This window comes from Myroides marinus (assembly GCF_900109075.1).
In the GTDB taxonomy this organism is placed as follows: Bacteria; Bacteroidota; Bacteroidia; order Flavobacteriales; family Flavobacteriaceae; genus Flavobacterium; species Flavobacterium marinum_A.
The window spans coordinates 1-20,764 of sequence record NZ_FNYS01000033.1 but is presented as its reverse complement, the minus strand read 5'-3'; the positions used below and the strand labels follow the sequence as shown (position 1 = coordinate 20,764).

Below are 20,764 nucleotides of genomic sequence, written 5' to 3'. Positions count from 1 at the left end.
ACTATATTCGAACAACATATTTCACAAGATGCTAATGTAGTTACAGATAAATGGAGAGGGTACAATCCTTTGAAAAAGAAATATAATATTACTCAAAAAGAAAGTGATAAAGGAGCTAATTTTAAAGAATTACATGTAATAATTCACCAACTTAAGTCGTGGATTAGGACAGTACCTTCACATATCAATAAGAAATATATCCAAGCTTATTTTAATGAGTTCGTATATAGATTAAATAGATCCGTATTTAAGGAAACAATTTTTCATAACACAATTGTTAAGATGGTTAAGGCAAAACCAACTTCTTTAAATATGATTAACGGAAGCTAAACAGATAACTCAAAGAATCCAATTCCTATAAACTCTATAATAGGTGCCATAAACTCAAAAAGTAAAGCATACGGCATAACCAACATCCCCATTCTTCCATAACTTGGGTTAAACATAAACCTTCTATGAACTACGAAAATCTGTAATAATCCTCGTCCCCATCTAGTACGTTGTCTACCAAGAACCTTTAAGTTAGGCGGACCTTCTGTCCAACAGCATGTGTCTGGGATCTGTTCTATGCGATACTCTTTTTTCTGATCACACATATAAGCAACCATTCTTAAAGTCATATCCATATCCTCAGCATGTGAAGAAGAATCATACCCCCCTGCTTCGATAACAATATTTTTATCAAACAGACCAAAACCTCCTGATACATTAGGAACTAGGTTAAAACTAGACCAACCCATTTTTGCTAATAAATAAGAGCGTAAATACTCTGTCTCTTGAAAAAGTGGTATAAGACGATTAGGAGCTTTTGCTTTTACAATTTCTCCTTCTCTTACCTCACAGCCATTAGCCATACGCATAGTAGCTCCTACGGCTATCACATGCACTTTAGAATCTAGAACAGGTAAAATAACTTTAGTCAAGGTATCTTTATCTAGAATACAGTCCACATCAGTATTGATAAAATAATCATACTTAGCAATGTTAATACCCGCATTCATCGCATCTGCCTTAGTCCCTCCATTCTCTTTATCTACAACTGTTAATCGCTCATAAAAAGAATTAGTTGATTTAAAGACTCGTTTAACAGGTGCACTTCTTACTTTCTGAATATACGGATATGGTACTTCGTGTAATTCAAAGTTATCGATTAGAAGTTCTAAAGTTTTGTCCTTACTACCATCATTGACAATGATGACTTCAAAATTAGGATAGTCAAGATTTAAAAGTGATTGTACATTCTCAATGATAATTACCTCTTCATTATAAGCTGGAGCTACCACAGAAATTCCTGGTGCAATCTTAGGGTGAGTCTTAAGAGTATTCTCTTCTTTAGAAGTATATTTTACTTTGTTCTTTAAAATCTTAAAATAACCAAATACAGCTAGAATAAAGTAAATAACTGTAATGGCACAAGCATAAAAATAAACTAGATATTGATAAAAATAGAAAAGTTGTTCCATAGTTGTTGTGTAAAATTGTAATGTTTAAACTAAATCATACTGAACTGCTATAATAAAATCACGAGGAGGGCTAGTCCTCGTGATTTACTAGGCGATTAAAAAAGAGACAGTGTTTTAATGATTAAACACTTTATATCCTTAATTACATTTCAGTTAGTAGTTTCTTAATTAACTAGCATAATAGCATGGTACTATTCTAGTGTGAATGAAACGAATAAGCTCATTAAAGCTAATTCGCTCCCAATTCAACATATCCTATGATTTGCTTTTCAAAATCACTGTCTATCTGTGCTTTAATTCTATTGTATGTTGTTTTGTCTGTATCAATAGTATAAACTGTAGACAGAATACTAATTAGCAATTCCTTATTCTCTGTAGCGAAATAAAGTTTCTCCAAAAAGGATAGCGTATCTTCTCCTCCTATACTTCCTAAAGAATCTACTATAGCGGACTGGATAGACCTATCTACATAATTAAAATCTTCCATAAAGACAGAAGAAGCTGGTCTATATCCAAAACTTCCTAAGGTTTCTACAACTGCTCTTTTTACCACAATCGTATTTGTCTCCTGATAAAGTTTTAATAAATCACTTGCACTTTCTTCCTGCTTAAAGAAAGCTATCTGAGAGATCAAAAATGCTTTATAGTTATCATTTTTAGCAACATTTACCCATCTCATCAACAAAGGAAGAGGTTTTGTATTATGTCTTTTAACAAGTGAAGTATGAATACGTACTTCATCTAACGCATTAAACTCTCTGTCAAAATCATTCTCCAAAAACTTAAACGAATCATATGAAGAAAACTTCATAAAAATACTCTTAGCATGTTTTCTTACATTGGTATTCTCAGAGTATAATTTATGTGAAATAGCAGTACCAGAAACATTCTCACCAAGGTGATCTAACATTCTTAAAGAGTGAGCACTCTTCTTTGTAGTTTTACTTTTTAAACGCCCTTCCCAGAAAGTTGGTAAATCAAGAGCTTTAAGAATCTCATTATAGTTATTACTATTGTACTCCATGCTCTTTTCTAATTATATTTACCAATAAATCTGTGATACACGCTTTTTCCCAATTCTTCAACTCATTGTTTTCTAAACCTAAAAAACTTAATACTTGAGTGGATGAAATATCTTCTTTAGATTGTAATAATTGAGAAAGTGGTTCTTCGTATTTCTCTTTTACTTTAGAATAGCGATGCCTGTCCAACTGTGTCTTGTATGCGACAGCTCCTATTTTTAATAACGAAAAAATGTAAACTCCCCCTAAGACCATTGTTAAAAAAACAGTGATTCTTACTACTGGGGAAAAGCTCTCAAAGTGTGAGCTTAAATAGTAAAAATAATACATTACTGTATCCATAGCTAAAACAATTTTTATTTACCACAAAGTTTTAGCTTTAAATCTGATTTTAACTCTTAACAGTTTTATACATTACGTAAAAAAACTCAGTACTTCTCCATACTTTACGTCAAACATAAAAACAATAAATACCTTAAAAACAACATATTACACTTACAACTCTCTATTTTATGATAATTATCAGATTATAAGTGAACCAATTATTATCATCACTATACTTAACATGAAAAAACGTACGTATAAACAAATGAAACACCATATAAATACCTACCTAAAGAGATAATTTTGCCAATATTCTACAGTCTTTATTATTCAAATTTGATACTATTATAAATAGCTGATATACCACTTTAATTGATCGCTACAGTCCTATCTATCCTACTTATAACAAGGCTCGTTAGGGTACTATAGTAATGTTTCAAATTAGAAATACAAATGATAACTACAATGCAACTTAATTAAGCACTAATTAAGCTTATGCTATTCTAAAACTCTTTTTACTACCCTTAATGACTATGCTATTACAAATTTATAATTGACCTAAAAAGACAAACCTAGACTTTAGTAAACTTTCTAAGACGGCTTAATCCTTCATTATAACCTTATTTCAATTTTATCATAACAAAAGGATCCTAAAATCAATAGATAAAAACTGACTCATTATCTAGGACAAGAAACTATTCAATAAAAAAAGGGATGCCTTATACAAGACATCCCCTATTATAATTAAAAATAAACTTCTTATTCTTCGTGGAAAGCTAGCACAGGTACATAATTGTGGTAACTTAATTTTTTAGTCATACTGCTAGTAAATAGTTTCTCAAAGAAAGTTCTATTTCTCTTCACAGAAACAAGTAAGTCAATATTCTCTTGATCTAAGAAGTCAAATACTGCTTTCTCTACATCATTATTCTCTACGATATAGAACTTCACATTATCATTCTTGAAATTCTCTTTCCAACTATTGATAATAGCATTATCAACTTTATCTTTATTATTACTTACGTGAATACATTTAACTGTAGCATCAAATCCTTTTGCCATTTTAACGATAGTCTCTAAAGTAGTTTTATCTTGAGAGCTAAACAACGTTGTAAATGCAATAGAATTGATTCCATCAAATATAGCATCATGTGGAATACTTAATACTGGTACCCCTAGAGATCCGATAGCATTAGCTGTATTAGATCCTAAGATTTTCTTATCTAAACCAGAGTTACCATTCGTACCCATTACTACTAAATCAATCTCTTCTTCTTTTACACGTTTTTTCATAATCGTGTTTAAGAATCCTTCTTCTAAGATGAAATGCATTGGTACGTGATCTAAGTTATGTCTCTTAGCAATCTCTCTAATTAAAGGCACTTGGTCTTTAAAGTTTTCAAAGTTGCTAAGTTCAATAGATTTATATACATCTTGTACCATTACTGGGTTTGCTGTAGCTGAAATTACAGGCATTTCATAAGCATGTAACACAAAAAGCGTAGCTCCTTGGTTCTCTGCCATTCTCAGTGCATAAACTAAGGCATTGTTAGCTGTTTCTGAAAAATCTGTAGGGAATAGTATTTTTTTCATGATATTCAATTGTTTTATTTCTATAAAGATAAGAATAAACTTTATGTTTTTATAGTAATTTAAACTCTAAATATTGTAAAATATGCGACAATTTGCAAAGAAATAGGTCATAAAACCTTTGTTTATACCCTCTTGGTATATTTAGACAAAATACAGCAAACTTGCAATTCTTATTACTTGTAAAATCACTTGCTAAAAAGACTCTTTCCTTAAAAAACCTGCTATTGCTCTATACGTCTAGTCTCATTGATCATATTATCTGCCTTACTTTCATCTATACTGTATAACTTGTTGCGATCATAAGCTTTGTCTCGTTTTATCAACTCTGCTTCTATCATCTGTTTACCCCATTCTTCCTCATAACAACTGATACAGATCAACTTCTTGAGCTTATACTGATTCTCATCTCCTAAATGTTTGACTCCCTGCTTCACTACTTCTCCTATAGCAGGATTTTGTACATCTGTCTGCTTTGCTAGTAACTTCTCTACATTACAATCCAACACCTCCTCTATTTTCATAAAGAATACTAATGTCTTCTTAGACACCTTAGCGATTTGTTCACGAGTATCGAGTATCAAGAGTCATTCTATAACTCTGAGCAGATGTTACTCCTGATAAAAGTAATATGATAATACAAAATAACTTTTTCATCTTCAACCTATTTACTCTCAAATATACAAAGAAACACCTCTTCGTAGCTTCTGTAGATTAACCCAATTTAGATTAGTGAATTAATAGTATCTTTGTCCCATATTTAGAAACAATATGATATTACAAGATACTATAGTAGCCTTAGCAACTCCTTCTGGAGCTGGGGCTGTTGCCATCATAAGAGTATCGGGTAAAGACGCTATTACCTTGGTAAACGGCATCTTTAAGTCGATCAAAAACAAAGACCTTACGACACAAAAAACGCATACTCTTCACCTAGGACATATCGTAGATGGAGAGCGCGTAATAGACCAAGTACTAGTTTCTGTATTTAAAGGTCCAAATTCATATACGGGCGAAAATACAATTGAAATTTCTTGTCACGGCTCTACCTTCATTCAGCAGCAAATCATTCAGCTATGCCTTCGAAAAGGGGCTAAAATGGCACAAGCTGGAGAGTTTACGATGCGTGCGTTCTTAAATGGGAAACTAGACCTTTCGCAAGCTGAAGCTGTTGCAGACTTAATCGCATCTGATAATGAGGCTAGTCACCAAATCGCTATGCAACAAATGCGTGGTGGATTCTCTAGTGAAATCGCTAAGCTTCGCGAGCAATTATTAAACTTTGCTTCTCTAATCGAATTAGAACTAGACTTCTCTGAAGAAGATGTAGAATTTGCAGACCGCACTCAGTTTAAAGAGTTAATTGATCGTATTGAGTTTGTGCTAAAACGCCTTATTGACTCTTTCGCTGTTGGTAACGTAATTAAGAATGGTATTCCTGTAGCTATTGTAGGTGAACCTAATGTGGGTAAATCTACTCTACTAAATGCTTTATTAAATGAAGAGCGCGCTATCGTATCGGACATCGCTGGTACTACTCGCGATACTATCGAAGACGAATTAGTAATAGATGGTATAGGCTTTAGATTTATTGATACAGCTGGTATACGTGAGACTAAAGATGTAGTAGAAAGCATTGGTATCCAAAAAACTTTTGAGAAGATAGAAGCTGCTCAGGTAGTGATCTATTTGATCGACGGTGCTAAACTAAATAGTAGTTCTCTAGATGAAATCAAAGTTGAGCTTGAAAAGCTTAAAAATAAATATCCTCTAAAACCTCTTTTAGTAGTGTGTAACAAGAAGGATTTATTATCTGCTGAACAAATCACTCAATACCAAGCTAACATTGACAACCTTATGCTAATGTCTGCTAAGGAGAATGTAGGTGTAGAAGAGTTAAAACAGGCTTTATTAGGCTTCGTTAATACTGGTGCTCTACGCAACAATGAGACGATAGTAACGAATACTCGTCACTATGATTCTCTTCTTAAAGCTTTAGAGGAAATCGAGAAAGTGAAATGGGGACTTCAGACGAACTTATCTGCTGACCTTATGGCTATCGATATCCGTCAAGCACTATACTTCTTCGGTGAAATAACAGGACAAGTTACCAATGATGAGTTGTTAGGGAATATATTTGCGAATTTCTGTATCGGTAAATAAATTACGTTTCCCTTGTTAAGATATACTTTCTTTTAATTGACTATCAGGTTTTTATACTTGATAGTCTTTTCTTTTTGTTTACTTTTGTATCCGATGATGTACTAATTTAGTACTGTTTTTAAATCTCAATCTGTACAAATGTACCAATTATGAAAATATCACTTATAGAACGTAAATTAAAAGATGGATCAATAAATCTGGCTATTGAATATTACAAAGGATCGGAAATTACATCAGAAGGTAAACGTAAACATATTAGAGAATACGAGAATTTAAAATTATACTTATATGGTGAGCCTAAGAATGCTAATGAAAAAAAAGAGAATAAAGAAACTCTTTTATTAGCTAAAAAACTTCTAGCTATTAGGGAAGCAGAATACTATCAAGGTAAGTTTGATCTTAAAAATACCACAAAAGGTAAAAGACGCTTTTTAGACTATTTTCACGAGAAAACAGAAGAGAAGTCTGGTAGTCTTAAAAACTATGGTAATTGGACTGCTACGATGGTTCATTTAAAGCGTTGTATCCCTTCCAATACTGTTTTTGATGATATTGATGAGAAATTTGTAAAACGCATTCGTACCTACTTTGATAAAGAAGCACGTACCAAGAGCGATTTACCTTTATCACTAAATTCTAAATACTCCTACTTTAATAAATTTAAAGCCTGCTTGCGTTCGGCATTTGATGAAGGCTACTTAGCTATAAACTACGCATCTAAAGCAAAATCATTTGAACAGGCAGAAAGCCAAAGAGAATACCTAACACATGAAGAATTGCAAAGTCTGGTAAATACAGAATGCAAGTATGAAGTATTGAAACGTGCATTTATATTCTCTTGTTTAAGTAGTTTACGTTGGAGTGATATAAATAAAATGGTTTGGGCAGAAGTAAGAGAAGAATATCAAGATAATGAGTTGGTGTTTAAAATTCATTTTGAGCAACAAAAAACGGGAGGCATAGAATATTTATATATATCTAAGCAAGCACGTGATTTGTTAGGTGAGCGCAAAGGAAATTTGGATCGTGTATTTATTGGCTTAAAATATTCAGCTGTCTATAATAATGAGATTGTTCGCTGGTGCAATCGTGCGGGAATATCTAAACATATCACCTTCCATAGTGCGAGACATACTAATGCTGTGCTATTATTAGAAAATGGTGTAGATATTTACACTTTGTCAAAACGTATGGGGCACAGTGAAATTCGAACAACTGCTATATATGCTAAAATTATAGATCAAAAGAACAAAGAAGCATCTAATTTAATCCCAGAACTAAGTTTTTAAGAGTATGAATGGTATAATTGAATTAATATATAGTCTAATCTTGGCTTCCTTCCTTATGTATGTTTTTCCTAAAGTAAAACGAGAAAAGGGAGTAAAAGGAGTGTTAATACTGTATTTATCACTACTTGTAAGTATTGGTCTATATATAACCGTAACTAGTTTGTTTTGGGGGACTGAATACATCAAGACCTTACATATTTTAGTGTGTAGTATAGCTGTTTTTACTATCTTTTTTTTAATTACTGTAATTTCCAAAATTCCTCAAGATATTTCAATAAATATGAAAAGTGATCAAGTAAAAAAAGTATCAATTAAAGATGAGGATAACACTGAGATTGAAAATAACAAAAACACCCTATTTCCACCAATTCTTCTAAAAGCTTTTTATTCTGAATTCTATAAAGCTAATTTGATTAATCAAGGACTAGATTTTGAGGAATTTAAAATAGCCCTTAATGAAAAGAGATTATGCATAAATTTAAATAGTCCTTCTTTATACTTTTTTCACACTCAAATTAAATTGATCAATAAAGACATTAAATTGAATGAGTTTATTACATATTTTAAAGATATCAATGGAAATAATTTCAATTATGGCACAGTGAGAAATGGGAAAACACAAACTGAACCATTACACAAAGAATTGATTGAGTCAATCTTTGAAACAAATACTATGACAAAGCAACTAAATACCATGACATCATAACGTAATCTATTGATTGTCATATCTAAATCCCTGTTCATTTGCACTATAACCATATAAAGGAAACTATATGAAAACGATAGAAAGCAAAGACGTAAGAACGGAAAATGTTGTTCAATTACAACAAATATTACTTCAAACAATTGAAGAGTTTAGTGCATTTAAAAACCAAATAATCCATCAACAAAGAGAACTTAAAGAAGCTATTGGTTTTAATTTGATTCAGCAAAAAGAAATGATTAATGTACAAGAGTTATCTGATTATATAGGAATGTCAACATCAAGTATTTATAAGCTTGTTTACAATAACGTAATTCCTTTTTACAAACCTAATGGAAAGATATTGTATTTCGATCGTGAAGAAATAAATACTTGGTTACGTCAAAACAAAAGTCAATCAGTAGCACAGATAGAGCAACAAGCTCTTGATTATTCACTGAAGAATAGAAAAAAATAAAGCGTTCAAACTGCAATTTTGAACGCTTCAGATTAGTATTGTCTCACTCATAAGAGTATGATGCAAATGTAAGCATTATACTCTTATCAATCAACTATTTATTAATGGATGAAATAAGCGTATATGAAATATCATCACGCAAAGACTCTGTGTATGATAAAATTAATGAAGAAATATGCAAATACTTCAATATCAAATTCAATGAAATATCTTTAGAGTTTGAGATTTTTAGTTTAAACTCTAAACAAGGAGTTGTTTTTAACGAATCATCTCTATTAATACACTTGCATCGTGAGAAGTTAAATGTGAGTCCACAAGCTTTAAAAACTTATTTAAAGAGCCATTTTATCAAACGATATAACCCTATTGTAGAATACTTTGAGAAATTACCTACTTGGGACGGAAAAGATTACATAAAACAATATGCTTCTTATGTAAATACAGACGATAACAATCTTTTTGCTCATCATTTATTAAAATGGGCAGTTCGAGCTGTTAAAACAGTTATTCACCCAGAACAGATTAATAAGCATTGTTTGATTCTAGGGAATGGAGAACAAAATGCGGGTAAATCTACCTATTTAGAAAACCTTTGTCCTAAACCATTAAAGCAATACTACTATGAAAACATAGGAGTTAGTAAAGACGATCGTATAAAATTATGTAAAGCTTTTATTATTAACATCGAAGAATTAGATATCCTAGGAAAATACGATATCAATTCTATTAAGTCCATTATATCACAGACAACAGTAAACGAGCGTTTACCCTATGCAGAAAAATCTTCTTTGTTATATCGTATTTGCAGTTTTGTAGGAAGTACCAACAAGCTCGAGTTTTTAAACGATGAAACAGGCAGTGTTCGTTGGATTGTATTTGATGTACTTGGCAGAATCAATTTTTCTTACACTCAAGAGTTCAATATGGATAATTTTTGGGCACAAGCTTATCATATTTATAAACATCAGCCTACGTTCAAATCTGATTTAACAGTTGAGGAAGTAATAGCTAATGAAAAAAGAAATGAGCGTTTTACAATTCAAACTGTGGAAAGTGAATTTGTCCTTCGATTTTATGAACCAAGTGAAGATTTAGAAGATTTTAGAACAGCAACAGAGATTATGACTGAGCTTTCTGTTATGGGGCATAAATTAAACAATCAAAGAATAGGAACCTCTTTGAAAAAACATGGATTCAATCGAATTAAACATGCAAAAAGACAAGTGTATGGATATTTGGCTAAAACAAAATTTAAAGACTCTCCTTGGGGTTTTAATGAGTAGAACAAATATTCAACTTACCTAGTTACCTACTTACCTAAATAAGTATATTGTATTAATATTCAATACATTAATTAGGTAGGTAACTAAGAAAATAGCTTACCTTTTATAAAATATTAGGTAATTGGGTAACCTCTAAAAACAACTACCTATATCAATACCTTGTTGATTAACAAATAATTACAAGCAAAAGGTGATTAGGTAAGCAAGAAACACATTTCAGAGCAGATGATAAATTGTAGTGAAGCAAAAAAGATAAGTTTAGTTTCTATTTTAGATAAAATGGGAGCTAAAAAAATCAAACAGAATAATCGGGAAATTTGGTATATAAGTCCATTCAGAAACGAATCGACAGCATCCTTTAAAATAGATCTCGAAAAAAACATTTGGTTCGATCACGGAGAAGGAAAAGGTGGTAACGTTTTAGACTTTGTAATGAGATACTACAATTGTGATCTAAAAAAAGCATTACAGATTTTAGACAATGACTCTTTTTCTTTTCACCAGCCAATTTCTCATGACGAGGCTATTGAAAAAGAAAAGAATTACGAAATAAGAGCGATTAAACCACTAACAAATACTCAATTAATTAATTATATACAAAGTAGGTACATCAGTCTTAAAATAGCTGAAAAATACTGCGTAGAAGTTTATTATACTCTAAACAATAAGTCATATTTCGGAATAGGTTTTATAAATGATTTTGAAGGATATGAAATCCGAAATAAATACGTCAAAATGTGTTTAGGAACTAAAGCACCTTCCTACTTTAATAATAACAGTAGTCAAATTGTATTATTTGAATCGTGGAGTGATTTTTTGAGCTTCCTAACGCTATATCCAAAAGCAGAAAGACACTATGACTACTTGATATTGAATTCAGTTGGAACATTACATAATGTTTTAATTAATGAGACAAATAATTATTTGTACAAATGTACAAATAGAGAAAGTGACATATGTATAAAAAATACATTGTACAAAGAATTAAAGTATGATATAATTATTTGTTGTTTTGATAATGATGAAGCTGGTAATACAGCTACAAAAAAAGTACAAAATATTTTTCCCAATCGTGTGAAAGATGGAAGATACTTGTATCCTAACCACAAAGATTTGAATGATTTTATTAACACTCATATCATTAATGTATAATGGTTTTTATGTAGGGCAAGATGTGTGTTTATGTGCATAATTTTTAACAAATAATACATATAAACACTTTCTTGCCACTATATGGAATTTATTCGGAACTCATCAAAAGGGGGTGTACTTTTTTAAAATAGAAAAGTTAGATAATGATAAATTACATTTTTGGCTACCCTATTATATCATTCAAAATTAAACATACTCAGAATATCTTCATTAGTCCTTACTTGAGCATTAAATTTCAAAACTCTCTCATATTCAACTTTAGTAATGCTAAACTCTTTTATTTTTAAGCGATGTAAATTTTCTAAATACAAATAAAGAACTCTATAAATTACTGGATCAGTATTAATACCATTTAAGAATTCAAACATCATTTTATTAAATTCAGCTTTGTTATCTTGATTGTTGTTAATAGGTTTCTTAGATTCTATATGAGTAGAAAATATGGCTGTTGTCAATAATACATCATTTTCAACTATGATTTTGATAATATTGGCTTTTTGCTGTTGTGTTATAGACTCCAAAAACTGATGAATACATTGGTAGAAGTGTTTACTTTGTTTGGCTTGAGCATATTCTTGCATTGAGGACTTATAGCCTTCAGATAGCTTGATAAATTCATTTACGATAATTACTTCTTTAATTCCTGTCAAGATTAGGTTTATCAATGGAACTAAAACTGAATAACATTCTTTTGTTTTCATCAGCATTTATGATTTAAAATTCTTATTGAAAGTATCTACTTCAGTTTGCTTTTTTGGCAAAGAATCTTGTGCTTGCTGTTTCTTTGAATCATCATTAAAAATCTGTAAATCAGCACAATGAGTTGGATCTTGTTCTCTTTCTATTAGATTTGCATTGAATATACTGTCTTGTTTGTTTCTTTCTTTATAGAAAGTCTCCATACGCTGTTGCATACGTTTTAGACTTTCTTCTGCTAATTGTTTTTTTGTTTTTTTCTGTGCTATTGTTGCAATTGAAAATAGGATGGTTAATAAGAATAGTGATTTTTTCATAGGCCTTGGTTGGTAGTTAAAAAAAGGCGTGAAACTAAAATCATGTCCTTAACTGAGGTACTCGGATACCTAACAACCAGACAGACTTAGCCCACGCCAATATAAGGCACAGGCGTAAGTCTATCGTTGTAGTGGTTGTTTTGAAGATTCCGAGTTTTCAGTTAAACCAAACGATAGCTCACGCTTATTTGTAATATTTTCTATTACAAATGTAGGGAATTAAGGGTAATACTGAAAGTAGTCTTTTTTCTATTCACAAGCTTTAATAGTTTCATAGCTCTTAGTTACCATAAGTTTCTTAAATAAGAAACTTATGGTTAATTTAGTACTCACTAATCTATCCAAAATGAAAACATATCCATTAGATCAAATTATTGAAGAACAAATAGGTGCTATCGGCACGCAGAAGAGAGATTTATTCGAATCTAAGATTCAATTTGAATTGATAGGTTCAAAAATAAAAGCCATCCGAAAAGAGAAAAGACTTACTCAAACTCAACTTGGGGAACTTGTTGGAGTACAAAAAGCTCAGATTTCAAAAATTGAGAACAATACATCTAATGTAAAGATTACGACATTATTAAAAGTGTTGAATGCTTTGGGGAGTAAGTTAACTTGGGAGATTAAAGGTTAATATTTTCTTTTACTCAGAATTATAACTACTTCACAATTTTCTTTTAGTTTCTTATGTTTTGATTTGGTATTTTTACGTTAGTATAATTCTAACTTTTACAGGAAAGGAATTTGAAAAAATTTAAGACAAATTGAAAAAAAACAAAATATGAAATTCACAGCAGAACAAAAAAGATTTATTGAAGACTTTGTTATTGAAATAAATAGTGGTGATGCAGCCATTTTTGCAGGAGCTGGTTTATCCGCATCATTAGGTTTTGTAAATTGGAAAGAATTATTAAGGGATTTTGCTGAAGAATTAAAATTAGATATTGATAAAGAACACGATTTAATTTCTCTCGCTCAATACCATTATAATAAATTTAAAAGAGGTAAAATAAACAATAAGATTAAAAATGAATTTACTACACTTAAAAAAGGTAGTGAAAATCATAAAATATTATCGCGAATAGGAATCGAAACTTTTTGGACAACAAACTACGACCAACTAATTGAAAAATCTTTAGAATCAGAAGGTAAAACTGTTGAACGTAAGCTAAGAAATGAAGATTTTGCAAGTAACATCAAGAAAAAAGATGCAATTGTCTATAAAATGCACGGAGATAAGGATTCACCTGACGAGGCTGTTTTAATTAAAGATGATTATGAAACCTATAATGATAAAAAAGAATTTTTTTCAACAACATTACGTGGAGACTTATTGTCTAAAACATTTTTATTCATTGGATTTAGTTTTGACGACCCAAATCTAGAATATATTTTAAGCCGAATCAAAATTTTATTAAAGCATAATACTCCAACTCATTACTGTTTTTTTAAAGAGGTATTAGAAGAAAATTTCAATGATTCAAAAAAGACATCTAAACAAAACAATGAGGATTTTTTGTATGAAAAAATTAAGCAAGAACTCAAAATCCAAGATTTAGTACGCTATGGCATTCACGCTATAATGATAAGAAAATATACAGACATAACTGCAATTCTTCGCGAAATAGAAAAAAGACTAAAAAGAAAAAATATATTTATTTCTGGAGCAGCCCATGATTATACACCATACACAGAAGAAACTGCTAAAGATCTTATACATTCCTTAAGTTACGAAATTGCTAAAAATGAATACAAAATTATTTCAGGATTTGGATTAGGTATTGGCAGTATTGTAATAAACGGTGCTTTAGATTATAAACTGAATTCAAACTATAGAAATCTGGATGATTTACTTATCCTAAGACCATTCCCTCAAATACAATCAGGCACAAAAAGTATTGCCGAAGTATGGACTGATTATAGAAACGAGATGATATCAAAAGCAGCTATAGCGATTTTTGTATTTGGAAATAAATTAGAAGGAGAAGTAGTTGTCGATTCTAATGGAATGCTTGAAGAATTTAAGATTTGTTTAGCAAATAATGTTATCCCAATTCCAATAGGAGCTACAGGTTATATTTCTAAAAAATTATGGGATAAAGTTATAGCTGATTTAAATAGTTATTATCCAAAAAATAATGATTTGCATGATGCAATTAAAGAATTAGGAAGAGAAAATCTGACTAAAGAAGAATTAATTACTAATACAATCAAAGCTATTAATATTTTACAAAAAATCTAGTTATGGGAAAAAAATTTTTTGTTTCATACAAATACTCTGATTCACAAGTTCAAGATTTGAACATTTATGAAGAGATTAGAGATTTTTCAGGGAATGTACATAAACAAAAAGTTGTAACAACTGCTCGACAGTATGTTGATAAAATTGATGAATTACTGGAAGAAGGTGACCACATTTATAAAGGTGAAGATGATGGTGAGGATATGAATACACTTGAAGATTCAACAATTGGTTCAAAGTTGGGAGATAAAATATTTGATAGCACTGTAACCATCGTATTAGTTTCAAAGGGTATGAAAGAGACTTATAGCTCTGAAAAAGATCAATGGATGCCTTGGGAAATCTCATATTCTCTTAAGGAGCAATCCCGCGAAGGAGGAAGAAGCAAAACAAATGCTGTTTTAGCAGTTGTACTTCCTGATAAATCAGGTAGTTATAATTATTATATTGAAGATAACTCTTGTCCCTATTGTAAGTGTAGAACATTGAAAACTAATTTCCTTTTTCAAATATTACGTGACAATATGTTTAATAAAAAGAAACCAGTTTTTACAGAATGTAATAATCATACTTATAATAAACCGCATAAAGGATATTCATCTTTTATACACTCAGTAAAGTGGGGTGATTTCTATGATAATCTAAATAAATATATTGACATTGCTGTTGAAATAAGACAAAAGATTGATGATTATGAACTAACTAAAACAATTAAGTAATCCATTGCTATTCATTTTTTAGTTTTGGCTAAATATATTTAAGTAAGTAATCATGTAAATATTAGACATATGCATTTTTATTTATAGAATAATGGTTTTATTATTAATTAACATTCTATGCTTAATAGTCACAAAAACTACTTGTTAGTGTGAAATCAAATTTTTAAAAAATTAATCATGTATATAGGTTTTGAATTAAAATATTTAGATTTTAAAGATTTTGAATATTTTCATGAAATTGGTAAAAGTAATTTTATAAAACATAAAAGAATAGTTAAAAAAACTTTAGAGGAATTTACAAATGCAAATGGGAGTCTTAATGGCGATAAAATGCAATCAGCTTGGTTTCCAGAAATTAAGGCAGATGTTTTTCTATCTCATTCTCATGCAGACAAAGATTTAGTAATAGCCTTTGCGGGATGGTTAAAACATACATTTGGCGTAACTGTTTTTATTGATTCTTGTATTTGGGGTAATTTTAAAAATTTACAAAAAATTATAGATGAAAGCTATAGTAAAAATCTTGATGGAAAATACATTTATGATAAAGTCTTATACGCTTCAAGTCATGTTCATATGATGCTTAATACAGCATTGATGCAAATGATAGATACTTGTGAGTGTATCATTTTTGTTAATACCCCCTACTCAGTAAAACCAAATGAAGTTGTTGCTAAAATTGTTTCTCCTTGGATTTATTCAGAAATAGGAATGACTAAATTGATAAGAAAAAAGGAATTAAAGGAATATAGAGTGCAACCAATTTTTGAAAGTGACCGAACTTTTTCAGATAAGTTGAATATAGAATACAATTTAGATACTGATCACTTAACTAAATTATCAATTAATGATTTGAATAATTGGAAAAATAATTTTAAAAGATATAAGACTTTACAAGAAACTTTTAATGCAAAGTTTACAAAGAAAGAAGCATTAGATTATTTATATGAACTGAAAGAGGTTCGTCAAAGATAATTGTATTACACCCAGTGATGATAAAACGTTAAAAATTAATTAGGACAGTATGGGCAAAAAACACAACATTTTTATTAGTCATTATTATAAAGATGATGATAAAGTACAAGATCTAAAAAGAAGATTAATTGATTCAGGATATGATGTACGTAATTATTCGGTAGACAGTACAAAGCATAAAGATGGACGTACTCCTTCAAAAGCAGTAATTGAACGATATTTAAAAGCTCGAATAGCAGCTTCTAGTACATTTGTTTGTGTTATTGGTGACAAGACTCATACACGTCCTTGGGTTGATTTTGAAATAAAAGAAGCTATTAAACAAGGAAAGAAAATAATAGGAATCTACAACCACGGCGATAAAGATAAGGTAGAAATTCCAGAAGCTTTAAAAGAAATAAACGCAAATATAATAGGTTGGAATTCTGTTGATAAAATTGGAGATTTAATTGAAGAGAGTAACGATAACAATCCTAATTCAAACAGCACCAATTACGCAATTCAAAGAGTAAAATGTTAAGTGTATATACCTATGTAATTGACCATGATCTAGGTCTCGCTCCTAATCCCTTTTGGGGTTACTGTACTTTAGCCGTTTGTAAACCAAAAATCCGTAAAAGTAAATTATTAAAAATTGGAGATTGGATTGTTGGTACTGGTTCCGTGTCACTTGAAAAAAGGTTAAAAAGACCTACTGGATATTATATTAATAAAGTTATATGTGCTATGGAAGTAAGTGAAATTCTAACTTTTGAAGAGTATTGGAATGATCCAAGGTTTTTTGTAAAAAGACCAAATGTAAACGGTTCATTAGCTCGTATGTATGGAGATAATATTTATTTTCCTATTGATAGTGATTGGGGGCAATTAGATTCAGCGCATTCGAATTTTGATGGTTCAATAAACCTTAAACATCTTAAAAAAGATTTAAGTGGTAAAAATGTTTTAATTAGTAATAATTTCTATTATTTTGGAGATAATTTAATAGACGTACCACCCAAATTTACAGAGTTGTTTAAATCTGGTGTCGGTGAAAAGAAAAACCAAACCCCACTAGCGATCGAACTTATTGATTGGATTAAAAAAACACAAACAAAAGGAATTACAGGAGATCCAATTGATTGGATGAACCATATACAAACTACGCTTTTTTAAAAAAAATTAAATTTTAAACTATGGCATTTTTAGGACCTACTGAATTAAAAAAAATATTATCAAAAAAACGGATAATTACAGATGGTGATGGTAATAACGTTTATAATGAAAAAAGGGTTGAAGAGGCGGCTTATGCACTTTCTCTAGGTAGTGAAGGTTATCGTACTGATAATAAAGATAGAAAAATTGAAATTTTAGATGAAAAATCAAAAACAATTGAAATCAACCCTGGACAATTTACATTGCTAATGACAGATGAATATGTTTGTATCCCAAAGGATAAATTAGCCTTTATTTCAATTAAGGCCAAACAAAAACTAAAAGGTCTAATAAATGTATCAGGATTTCATGTTGACCCAGGATTCGAAGGTAAACTTCTTTTCTCAGTTTATAATGCAGGACCTTCTACTATTACTTTAGAAACTAAGAAACCTTACTTTTTAATTTGGTTTTCAAATCTACAAAGTGAAGCTAGTAATGGTGATGAATATAATGCTAATAACCATCATCAAGGACAAAAAAGTATCCCTTTAGATTATGTAGATGTATTAAAACAAGGAGATATTGCTTCACCAAATGAATTATTGAGAAAGATAAAAAGTCAAGAAGATTTTTTAAATAGAATCTTATGGATTACAGGAATCATTACAACTATTTCAATAGGAATTGCCATTAAAATATGGAACGATTCTAGTAACTTTGATAAAGGATATGAAATGGGAATAAAAACTAAAGCAATAGAAGAAGAAATTAAGAATAAAAGCAATTTATATCTAAATGATTCATTATCTTTGTCAAAGATTGATAGTTTGATAACCAATAAGTTAAAAAATGACAAGCTTAATGATAAATAATAATCATTTTCTAAATGAAAACTTACCTCAAAACTTTACAGTAAGATTTGAGGAGTATAATTATTTAATCTATCCTCAAGTAAAAGTTACTATAGACAATATTCAAATCGGTGATACCATCGACGATAATTCGTATTCTCATGACGGATACCGCTACCATGATATTTTTCATTTTACTTTTGCAGCTATGTTAGATTGGTCTCCTTGTACTCGCTCAATGATGAGAAGAAAAAGAAAAAGTAATTTCAATATAGATAGAATTGAAGATGGTGCTAGAGCTGCAATTACAGAAGAATGTATTTCTTTGATGATTTTCAGTCGAGCTAAAAATAAAGAGTTTTTCAAAAACATTGATGATATTGATTTTGATTTGCTTTCTCTAATTAAAGAAATGACAACACCATTTGAAGTTGAATCTAGAACTATTGATGATTGGAAAAAGGCAATCTATGAAGCGTATAGAGTTTTTAGACTACTTTTACTTCATAAAGGAGGACAAGTTTTATTTGACACGACAAATAAAATAATTAAATTTGAAAAATTGAATTAATCATAATAACATTTTATATAATAAAGCTGGATTTATTTCCAGCTTTTATTGTTTATGGAAATAATTATAAAATTAAATAAACCTAAAAAAAGTATTGTTTTTGATACATATTGGGAGTTTGCTACAAAACGACAAGAAGTATTCTTTAATAAAATTAATAATACTATTCCACTAACAGAAGATCCCATTTTAGATCGTCATCGTTTTACAAATGTTTATCGCGCTTCTGATCGTGTTAGTCAATACTTAATCCGTAATGTTATTTACAAAGAAGGTGCTACATATACCAAAAATGATCTCTTATTTCGAATATTATTATTTAAAATTTTCAATAAAATCTCTACTTGGGAGTTATTAGAGACAAATTTTGACAATATTAAGTTGAATAATTTTGACTCGCAATTATATAGTAGATTACTTACAGAGGCTAAAGAAGCTAAAGAAGTTATATATTCTGGTGCTTATATTATGACTTCAGGTAAAAGCATATTTGGACATAACTTTAAACATGAAAATCATCTTGAGTTATTGAAAAAACATATACAAAATGGTAATTTATTGAGTTGTATTGAAAATGCCAGAAATATGGAAGAAGTATATAAGGCGCTTTTAGAGATACCTACTTTCGGTAGTTTTTTAGCATATCAATATACTATAGATATAAATTATAGTGAACTAACTAATTTCAGTGAAATGGATTTTGTAAAAGCTGGTCCAGGGGCAAAAGATGGTATTAGAAAATGTTTTTATGATTATGGAGATTATACATTTGAAGATATCATAAAGTATATGTGTGATATTCAAGAACAACAATTTGCGGTACAGAACTTAGACTTTAAAACATTAGGTGGAAGGAAACTTCAACTTATAGATTGTCAAAACCTATTCTGTGAAGTAGATAAGTATTCTAGAGTAGCACATCCAGATGTTAACGGTTTATCCAACCGTACACGTATTAAACAGATTTATAAGCCAGACAACAGTCATATAGATTATTTTTTTCCTCCTAAATGGAATATCGAATTATAAAAAAACTCATCACATCCGCATCATACAAACCGTACAAGATATTGTATCGGAGAAATTAAAATAAGTACATCTAAGAATATCTTACATTACTATATGTACTTATTCTGTACTGATTAAATGGGATAATTAGCTGTATATTAGTATAATATTACTTACTGTATCGGAAAGTAAAAACCAATATAAATAAAGGCTTTAAAGAGCGTTGTAGTACTTACTATAACGCTTTTTTTATTCTTTGCAATTTATAAGAACTTCATCAAGATCATTACTAATGTAATATACAGGACATAAATCTCTTGCATAAATTGATGATGTCAGAAATAAAAACACCTTACATACATCTAGATTACTCAATTCATACCATTCACCTAACACTCTACATTCTTCATAATTTTGATGCAGAAACCTCTCGAGATAAACAATTTCTTTTCCATAGTGAATATTCCACTGAAAGTGAACAGCCTATTCCGGTGTGAAAGTGAACAGTGTATTCCAGTGTGAAAGTGGACAGTTCTTCGCCTTGTTTTTTAGTAGTATAAATATAGCTAAAAAGAGTTATTATTTTTTGATTATTTTTCTGAGAGATTCTCCTTCTAATTCAAAGCGAATAGCAGAGTGAATTATTCTATCTAAAAACGCATCTGCAATTGTTTTTTCTGAAAATAAATCATGCCATGCTTTTACAGGTAATTGTGAGCAAAAGATAGTTGTTTTATGATGATTACGATCCTCAATAATATCCATTAGTATAAGTTGCTTATCACCAGTAATGGGTTGTAAT

24 protein-coding genes are annotated in these 20,764 nt (G+C 30.1%); 16 read left to right on the top strand and 8 right to left on the bottom strand.

Annotated elements, in window-relative coordinates; all coding sequences use genetic code 11:
• The coding region (locus BMX53_RS18205; protein ID WP_143061417.1) for a transposase at positions 1 to 330 on the top strand (330 nt) is incomplete at its 5' end.
• Here the strand turns inward: BMX53_RS18205 and BMX53_RS18200 are convergent.
• From BMX53_RS18200 to BMX53_RS18180, 5 genes are all read right to left on the bottom strand, one after another.
• Positions 327 to 1,463, bottom strand: coding sequence for a glycosyltransferase family 2 protein (locus BMX53_RS18200; RefSeq protein WP_244154548.1), 1,137 nt, complete (start codon positions 1,461 to 1,463; stop codon positions 327 to 329). The two genes, BMX53_RS18205 and BMX53_RS18200, sit on opposite strands and share 4 nt — an antisense overlap.
• Positions 1,464 to 1,692: 229 nt before the next feature.
• On the bottom strand, positions 1,693 to 2,487 hold the full coding sequence (locus tag BMX53_RS18195) for a HEAT repeat domain-containing protein (protein ID WP_074748329.1): 795 nt from the start codon (positions 2,485 to 2,487) through the stop codon (positions 1,693 to 1,695).
• Complete coding sequence (locus BMX53_RS18190) at positions 2,474 to 2,827, bottom strand: hypothetical protein (protein ID WP_038986837.1); 354 nt, start codon at positions 2,825 to 2,827, stop codon at positions 2,474 to 2,476. The genes BMX53_RS18195 and BMX53_RS18190 overlap by 14 nt, the downstream gene beginning before the upstream one ends.
• Positions 2,828 to 3,568: 741 nt before the next feature.
• On the bottom strand, positions 3,569 to 4,402 hold the full coding sequence (locus tag BMX53_RS18185; RefSeq protein WP_038986836.1) for a universal stress protein: 834 nt from the start codon (positions 4,400 to 4,402) through the stop codon (positions 3,569 to 3,571).
• A gap of 221 nt (positions 4,403 to 4,623) precedes the next feature.
• On the bottom strand, positions 4,624 to 4,983 hold the full coding sequence (locus BMX53_RS18180) for a hypothetical protein (RefSeq protein WP_143061458.1): 360 nt from the start codon (positions 4,981 to 4,983) through the stop codon (positions 4,624 to 4,626).
• 187 nt (positions 4,984 to 5,170) lie between these two features.
• Between BMX53_RS18180 and mnmE the strand changes: the two genes are divergently transcribed.
• From mnmE to BMX53_RS18150, 6 genes are all read left to right on the top strand, one after another.
• Positions 5,171 to 6,562 carry a tRNA uridine-5-carboxymethylaminomethyl(34) synthesis GTPase MnmE gene (gene mnmE, locus BMX53_RS18175; RefSeq protein WP_074748326.1) on the top strand — a complete coding sequence of 464 codons (1,392 nt, stop codon included), beginning with the start codon at positions 5,171 to 5,173 and terminating at the stop codon, positions 6,560 to 6,562.
• 149 nt (positions 6,563 to 6,711) lie between these two features.
• On the top strand, positions 6,712 to 7,851 hold the full coding sequence (locus BMX53_RS18170) for a site-specific integrase (protein ID WP_074748324.1): 1,140 nt from the start codon (positions 6,712 to 6,714) through the stop codon (positions 7,849 to 7,851).
• Between the two features lie 4 nt (positions 7,852 to 7,855).
• Complete coding sequence (locus tag BMX53_RS18165) at positions 7,856 to 8,557, top strand: hypothetical protein (protein WP_074748321.1); 702 nt, start codon at positions 7,856 to 7,858, stop codon at positions 8,555 to 8,557.
• Between the two features lie 67 nt (positions 8,558 to 8,624).
• Positions 8,625 to 9,011 carry a helix-turn-helix transcriptional regulator gene (locus BMX53_RS18945; protein WP_083394441.1) on the top strand — a complete coding sequence of 129 codons (387 nt, stop codon included), beginning with the start codon at positions 8,625 to 8,627 and terminating at the stop codon, positions 9,009 to 9,011.
• Positions 9,012 to 9,115: 104 nt separating this feature from the next.
• Positions 9,116 to 10,294: a VapE domain-containing protein gene (locus tag BMX53_RS18155; RefSeq protein ID WP_074748318.1), complete on the top strand. Its 1,179-nt coding sequence runs from the start codon at positions 9,116 to 9,118 to the stop codon at positions 10,292 to 10,294.
• Positions 10,295 to 10,519: 225 nt separating this feature from the next.
• On the top strand, positions 10,520 to 11,446 hold the full coding sequence (locus tag BMX53_RS18150; RefSeq protein WP_208597267.1) for a toprim domain-containing protein: 927 nt from the start codon (positions 10,520 to 10,522) through the stop codon (positions 11,444 to 11,446).
• Between the two features lie 176 nt (positions 11,447 to 11,622).
• Here BMX53_RS18150 and BMX53_RS18145 read toward each other — a convergent pair whose 3' ends face one another.
• Positions 11,623 to 12,147 carry a hypothetical protein gene (locus BMX53_RS18145; protein WP_143061457.1) on the bottom strand — a complete coding sequence of 175 codons (525 nt, stop codon included), beginning with the start codon at positions 12,145 to 12,147 and terminating at the stop codon, positions 11,623 to 11,625.
• A 6-nt stretch (positions 12,148 to 12,153) separates the two neighbouring features.
• On the bottom strand, positions 12,154 to 12,459 hold the full coding sequence (locus BMX53_RS18140; protein WP_074748313.1) for a hypothetical protein: 306 nt from the start codon (positions 12,457 to 12,459) through the stop codon (positions 12,154 to 12,156).
• A 346-nt stretch (positions 12,460 to 12,805) separates the two neighbouring features.
• Here BMX53_RS18140 and BMX53_RS18135 point away from each other — a divergent pair, with 346 nt between their 5' ends.
• From BMX53_RS18135 to BMX53_RS18095, 9 genes are all read left to right on the top strand, one after another.
• Positions 12,806 to 13,093, top strand: coding sequence for a helix-turn-helix domain-containing protein (locus tag BMX53_RS18135; RefSeq protein WP_074748310.1), 288 nt, complete (start codon positions 12,806 to 12,808; stop codon positions 13,091 to 13,093).
• A gap of 147 nt (positions 13,094 to 13,240) precedes the next feature.
• Entirely contained in the window at positions 13,241 to 14,701 is a 1,461-nt protein-coding gene (locus tag BMX53_RS18130; RefSeq protein ID WP_074748307.1) for an SIR2 family protein, read from the top strand.
• Positions 14,702 to 14,703: 2 nt separating this feature from the next.
• Positions 14,704 to 15,420, top strand: a complete 717-nt coding sequence (locus tag BMX53_RS18125; protein ID WP_074748304.1) for a TIR domain-containing protein — start codon at positions 14,704 to 14,706, stop codon at positions 15,418 to 15,420.
• A 177-nt stretch (positions 15,421 to 15,597) separates the two neighbouring features.
• Positions 15,598 to 16,395, top strand: a complete 798-nt coding sequence (locus BMX53_RS18120) for a TIR domain-containing protein (protein ID WP_074748301.1) — start codon at positions 15,598 to 15,600, stop codon at positions 16,393 to 16,395.
• 49 nt (positions 16,396 to 16,444) lie between these two features.
• Positions 16,445 to 16,915, top strand: a complete 471-nt coding sequence (locus BMX53_RS18115) for a TIR domain-containing protein (RefSeq protein WP_074748298.1) — start codon at positions 16,445 to 16,447, stop codon at positions 16,913 to 16,915.
• Positions 16,909 to 17,550, top strand: a complete 642-nt coding sequence (locus BMX53_RS18110) for an Nmad2 family putative nucleotide modification protein (RefSeq protein WP_074748295.1) — start codon at positions 16,909 to 16,911, stop codon at positions 17,548 to 17,550. Before BMX53_RS18115 ends, BMX53_RS18110 begins: the two co-directional genes overlap by 7 nt.
• Positions 17,551 to 17,570: 20 nt before the next feature.
• Complete coding sequence (locus BMX53_RS18105; RefSeq protein ID WP_074748292.1) at positions 17,571 to 18,404, top strand: dCTP deaminase domain-containing protein; 834 nt, start codon at positions 17,571 to 17,573, stop codon at positions 18,402 to 18,404.
• Positions 18,394 to 18,954, top strand: coding sequence for a nucleotide pyrophosphohydrolase (locus BMX53_RS18100; RefSeq protein ID WP_244154547.1), 561 nt, complete (start codon positions 18,394 to 18,396; stop codon positions 18,952 to 18,954). Before BMX53_RS18105 ends, BMX53_RS18100 begins: the two co-directional genes overlap by 11 nt.
• A 54-nt stretch (positions 18,955 to 19,008) precedes the next feature.
• A complete protein-coding gene (locus BMX53_RS18095) occupies positions 19,009 to 19,983 on the top strand; it encodes a nucleotide kinase domain-containing protein (RefSeq protein WP_074748286.1) in 975 nt (324 codons plus the stop codon).
• Positions 19,984 to 20,541: 558 nt separating this feature from the next.
• On the opposite strand, the gene BMX53_RS18085 is transcribed toward BMX53_RS18095, so the two are convergent.
• On the bottom strand, positions 20,542 to 20,764 hold a 223-nt coding region (locus BMX53_RS18085; RefSeq protein ID WP_167357256.1), incomplete at its 5' end, for an ATP-binding protein.

Coding starts and splice junctions, on each gene's coding strand:
- BMX53_RS18130 (WP_074748307.1), top strand. CDS start 13,241: ATGAAATTCACAGCAGAACAAAAAAGATTTATTGAAGACTTTGTTATT.
- BMX53_RS18125 (WP_074748304.1), top strand. CDS start 14,704: ATGGGAAAAAAATTTTTTGTTTCATACAAATACTCTGATTCACAAGTT.
- BMX53_RS18200 (WP_244154548.1), bottom strand. CDS start 1,463: ATGGAACAACTTTTCTATTTTTATCAATATCTAGTTTATTTTTATGCT.
- BMX53_RS18185 (WP_038986836.1), bottom strand. CDS start 4,402: ATGAAAAAAATACTATTCCCTACAGATTTTTCAGAAACAGCTAACAAT.
- BMX53_RS18120 (WP_074748301.1), top strand. CDS start 15,598: ATGTATATAGGTTTTGAATTAAAATATTTAGATTTTAAAGATTTTGAA.
- BMX53_RS18190 (WP_038986837.1), bottom strand. CDS start 2,827: ATGGATACAGTAATGTATTATTTTTACTATTTAAGCTCACACTTTGAG.
- BMX53_RS18170 (WP_074748324.1), top strand. CDS start 6,712: ATGAAAATATCACTTATAGAACGTAAATTAAAAGATGGATCAATAAAT.
- BMX53_RS18195 (WP_074748329.1), bottom strand. CDS start 2,487: ATGGAGTACAATAGTAATAACTATAATGAGATTCTTAAAGCTCTTGAT.
- mnmE (WP_074748326.1), top strand. CDS start 5,171: ATGATATTACAAGATACTATAGTAGCCTTAGCAACTCCTTCTGGAGCT.
- BMX53_RS18100 (WP_244154547.1), top strand. CDS start 18,394: ATGATAAATAATAATCATTTTCTAAATGAAAACTTACCTCAAAACTTT.
- BMX53_RS18945 (WP_083394441.1), top strand. CDS start 8,625: ATGAAAACGATAGAAAGCAAAGACGTAAGAACGGAAAATGTTGTTCAA.
- BMX53_RS18165 (WP_074748321.1), top strand. CDS start 7,856: ATGAATGGTATAATTGAATTAATATATAGTCTAATCTTGGCTTCCTTC.
- BMX53_RS18140 (WP_074748313.1), bottom strand. CDS start 12,459: ATGAAAAAATCACTATTCTTATTAACCATCCTATTTTCAATTGCAACA.
- BMX53_RS18155 (WP_074748318.1), top strand. CDS start 9,116: ATGGATGAAATAAGCGTATATGAAATATCATCACGCAAAGACTCTGTG.
- BMX53_RS18110 (WP_074748295.1), top strand. CDS start 16,909: ATGTTAAGTGTATATACCTATGTAATTGACCATGATCTAGGTCTCGCT.
- BMX53_RS18150 (WP_208597267.1), top strand. CDS start 10,520: ATGATAAATTGTAGTGAAGCAAAAAAGATAAGTTTAGTTTCTATTTTA.
- BMX53_RS18145 (WP_143061457.1), bottom strand. CDS start 12,147: ATGAAAACAAAAGAATGTTATTCAGTTTTAGTTCCATTGATAAACCTA.
- BMX53_RS18115 (WP_074748298.1), top strand. CDS start 16,445: ATGGGCAAAAAACACAACATTTTTATTAGTCATTATTATAAAGATGAT.
- BMX53_RS18135 (WP_074748310.1), top strand. CDS start 12,806: ATGAAAACATATCCATTAGATCAAATTATTGAAGAACAAATAGGTGCT.
- BMX53_RS18095 (WP_074748286.1), top strand. CDS start 19,009: ATGGAAATAATTATAAAATTAAATAAACCTAAAAAAAGTATTGTTTTT.
- BMX53_RS18105 (WP_074748292.1), top strand. CDS start 17,571: ATGGCATTTTTAGGACCTACTGAATTAAAAAAAATATTATCAAAAAAA.